This is a genomic window from Candidatus Cloacimonadota bacterium (assembly GCA_020532355.1).
Lineage (GTDB): Bacteria > Cloacimonadota > Cloacimonadia > Cloacimonadales > Cloacimonadaceae > UBA5456.
This window is the reverse complement of the sequence record JAJBBD010000116.1, coordinates 1-3632: the sequence shown is the minus strand read 5'-3', so window position 1 is coordinate 3632 and position 3632 is coordinate 1. Positions and strand designations below refer to the sequence as shown.

General features: G+C 41.6%; 5 protein-coding genes. All 5 read right to left on the bottom strand.

Going from position 1 to position 3632, the window contains the following annotated elements; all coding sequences use genetic code 11:
- Window positions 1-278, bottom strand: a 278-nt coding sequence (locus LHW48_04095) for a hypothetical protein (GenBank protein ID MCB5259640.1), incomplete at its 3' end; no start/stop codon positions are given.
- A 2-nt stretch (window positions 279-280) separates the two neighbouring features.
- Window positions 281-700 carry a hypothetical protein gene (locus LHW48_04090; GenBank protein MCB5259639.1) on the bottom strand — a complete coding sequence of 140 codons (420 nt, stop codon included), beginning with the start codon at window positions 698-700 and terminating at the stop codon, window positions 281-283.
- Window positions 697-2106 (bottom strand): hypothetical protein, encoded by a 1410-nt coding sequence (locus LHW48_04085; GenBank protein MCB5259638.1) that lies wholly within the window; start codon window positions 2104-2106, stop codon window positions 697-699. The genes LHW48_04090 and LHW48_04085 overlap by 4 nt, the downstream gene beginning before the upstream one ends.
- Window positions 2107-2163: 57 nt before the next feature.
- Window positions 2164-3054, bottom strand: a complete 891-nt coding sequence (locus tag LHW48_04080) for a GIY-YIG nuclease family protein (protein MCB5259637.1) — start codon at window positions 3052-3054, stop codon at window positions 2164-2166.
- Window positions 3055-3227: 173 nt separating this feature from the next.
- The gene (locus tag LHW48_04075) at window positions 3228-3368 is read right to left on the bottom strand and encodes a hypothetical protein (protein ID MCB5259636.1); all 141 of its coding nucleotides are present in this window, start codon (window positions 3366-3368) and stop codon (window positions 3228-3230) included.
- Window positions 3369-3632 lie beyond the last annotated feature (264 nt).

Genomic DNA, 3632 nt, shown 5'->3' with positions numbered 1-3632 from the left:
TAAGCAACATAGCTCCTGGGGGATCTTCCTTTTCTTGATTCATTTACAATTACCCCTCTAAAAATTTCATCAGAACCTTTAGTTAAAACAACCATATCTCCAAGCGCCATAATGCTCTCAGGAATGGGGAATCTTGCATCACTCACAGCAACATCAAATTCTAAAGCTGTCGTGAGGGTGAAATCATTATCCCAGGACAGGCTTCCAATTACAGGTGTAATGTCATATTGTGCGGATTGGTCATTTTTAATAAGTACTAATTTAAATAAGTTGCTCATAACTAATTCACCTTCACAAAAGGAAACCATTTTAAACTCATGGTATAGTATATATCCCCGTTCTTGCCGGTACGATAATTAAATTCATCTATTGTTACGGCCTCATTAAGTTTAAAGCCATGAGGATTGTCATTTGTTATCACAAGCCGAAGTGGAAGCCTGCGATTTCGCCAGCGCTCTATTGTTTCAACGTATTCCATCCCCCACATCTCACGGCTGCGTAAAAATGGATAATCACGAATAGGGAAAAATGAGCTAATTTCAAGACTTTCCAGACCTTTTAAGCCTATTAAATTAAGCTGTTGTCGCATAGTTTCAAATTCTTCATTCTGCCAGGGAGATTGTTTTTCAAGTTCCTCGGGAACAACCGGAAGCTCAAAAACCTCTTCGTTGTTGTTGATACTCAGAAAAATTGAGATCATGCGAACAACTTCCTTTCTATGCGCGGCACCAGCTTGTCAGCAATTTCTTCAGCTGTAAGGTCTGTGCCAACCACTGTAATATTAAAGCTATTGCCCCCGCCCCTGGTGCTGTGTAACATCTCAGTATTTTCTTCTAATGCTGACACTAATTGTGTTTGCGATGTTGCTTGCTGTTTCTGTTCTAATTCATATTTTTTTTGCTGGGCGGTTACCTCGGCCATAATAGCATCAGGAGAATCTCCTGGTTCCTTCTTCCAGCGCCAATCAAATTCTTTGTCCTCCACGTCATATTTTGCGGCCGAGAAATCTACTGTTTTGATACCAAATTCAACTGTTGCAATACTGGCGCCGGTAATTTTATTTATGCCCTCAATTAATTTATTAAGGGGCTTTAAAGCCTGTTCAACCATCCAGTTAAAAGCTTTTATTACACCGTTAACCATCCATTCCACACCCGACAAAATACTGTTCCATGTTTTCTGGCCAGCCAGTTTAACATTGTCCCAATTGCGAATCAGCAATGTCCCTACGGCAATAAGCGCAGCAATCCCTATTACCACTAGACCGATAGGGTTAGCATTTAATGCTGCATTCCATGCCCACTGAGCAGCTGTTACGATACCTGTCCATGTAGCGATGCCCATTTTTATCGCTTTATACGCAATCAAGGCGCCCACAATACCGTAAATCAGCGGTTCAAATTTTGACCAGTTATCAGATATAAAATTATAGACATCGGTGGCCACAGATAAAACACTAGCTATGCCGTCTACCACGCCGGGGATCCCGGTTTCAAGCAGCCAGTTAATAGCCCCGCCGCCTTCACCATCAGGTGAAAAAGCCCCAAATATTTTATTTTTAATTTCATCAATAGCAGCTTTTACGCGGTCGAATTTCTCTGCGTTATTTTCTATCGCCTGGCGTATTGATTCAAACGTATCAACAACAAATTTTCTAACGGAAGGCATTTTATCCACCAGCCACTGAATCCCCTTGTTAAAATGCGGCATAGCTGAAGACGCAAGGGTATTAAACAAGCCGCCCATTGCTCTTTTTGCCTGATCTACGGCATCAGTCCAGATAACTGCAGCATCTACGCCCTCGTCTGAAATAATTAGCCCAAGATCTTGAGCTTGCTTTTTCATTTCTTCAATACTACCAGCCGCACCATTTAACAACGGCATAAGTTCAGAACCACTACGGCCAAGAAGCTCATTGGCGATTCTTGCCTTTTCGGATCCATCTTCCATATTTTGCAGAGCTACTGCTACTTCGTTAAAAAGAGTTTCCTGATTTTTTAAATTACCGCTGGCATCCCGTACGTTTATACCTAATCGCTTAAAATTTTCTGCACCTTTACCGACACCCTTATCGGCCTGGTCTACCTGCGTAACAAGTGTTTTCATCCCCATTTGAAGTTTTTCGATGTCCGTGCCGCTCTGGCTGAGAATAAACTCAGTGCATTATTCTTGTTCTTTGTATCGCCATCTATGTCCGCCGCAAGTCTTTTTCTCTCCTCTACACACTTTTCCTATAGTGCTAGAGTCGATAGAATATTGCCGTCCTGCTTCTGCGGCGGTCTCAAAAACTTCGCCTGTATCGATATTAACAACTGCCTTGTGTCTTTTATTTATAGGTTCCCCTACTATATCGCCTTTTTTAAGATACTCATCATAATACATCCACCTATAACCGCCTGCAAGTTTCCTTACTCCGTGCTTACCCCGCTCTTTTCTTTGGCAGCAGGCAGTTAAGTTACCGCTGGATATATTATATTTTCGACATGCTTGAGCCATAGCATCAAATACTTCCATAGTGTCAAGGTTTATAACGGGCCTCGCTACCCAGCTTTTTTCGCCTGTATATTTTCCTTTTTTAGCTATACTCATTTTTTCAAGCGTTTCTTTTGTGAACAATTTGCCCCCATAATTGGGGTTTCTTTTGCCCGCATGCCTACCTTTTCTTTGTTTGCTCCAAAACTTTCTAGTAGCATTAGATGGCTCCCAACCTTCTATGCCATCTCCGCCCTTACATTTGTTATATCCTTTTCGAAAGGCGTTATAGTGCTTTATCCAATATTTTTCTTTTTTATTTAATTCTTCTATACTTTCGGCAGTATCAATAATTTCAACAGTGAAATTTTCCGTTCCGTATTTCCTAATGGCGTTTAGTAAATGGTTGTTATGATATAACTTATCTGAATACGAACTCGTCTTATCCTCTCTCATTTCGAGGTATGCGAGCACTCGCTCTATTCCTTCTCCCTTAAAGTTATATCGTTCGTTGAAGGTTAAAACAGTTTGCCCAATGTAGCATTTTCCATTTACTAAATTTTCTATTTTGTATATCTCCATTACTCTCACCCCTTATGTATATTATACCATAAGGTTCCGTAATGGGATAGTCCAAACAAGAATAATGTTAATTTTAATACACCCGCTACGATGTATTAGTAATTTCGCTCACGCTAATTACCACTCTCTTTCGAGACGTGCTTAGACTATTTCTTCACCCTCACCATTATGTGTTAGGGGCGACACTCTTCCGCTACCAATCGCTTGTAGCGTACTCCCATTTCAGGGATAGTCGTTGAGGGTAACCCTGTTCGGATTTTCCCTGCATGAACAGCCATTGTCTGCGGATACTTAGGATTTAACCATATATCCATCCTTACGTTTTTTCTGCTTTCGCACCATTCCGTTTAGGCTTATTTCATCCTTCCGTTTCGGTGTAAGGCTTTAGGCGTTACCTGCATATGCGTGTCGTGTCCTATGCAAATTTCTTTGCATACGGGGCGTTCAAATGATTACCCATTCCTGAAACCCCTGACGGGACAAACCTATTTTTTGGCTCAGTTTATCAACGCGGTCGCCGGTCGCTGCAAATTTATTTGCGGCGACAACGCTGGCCCCTGCAGCGCCAGCAATGGCTG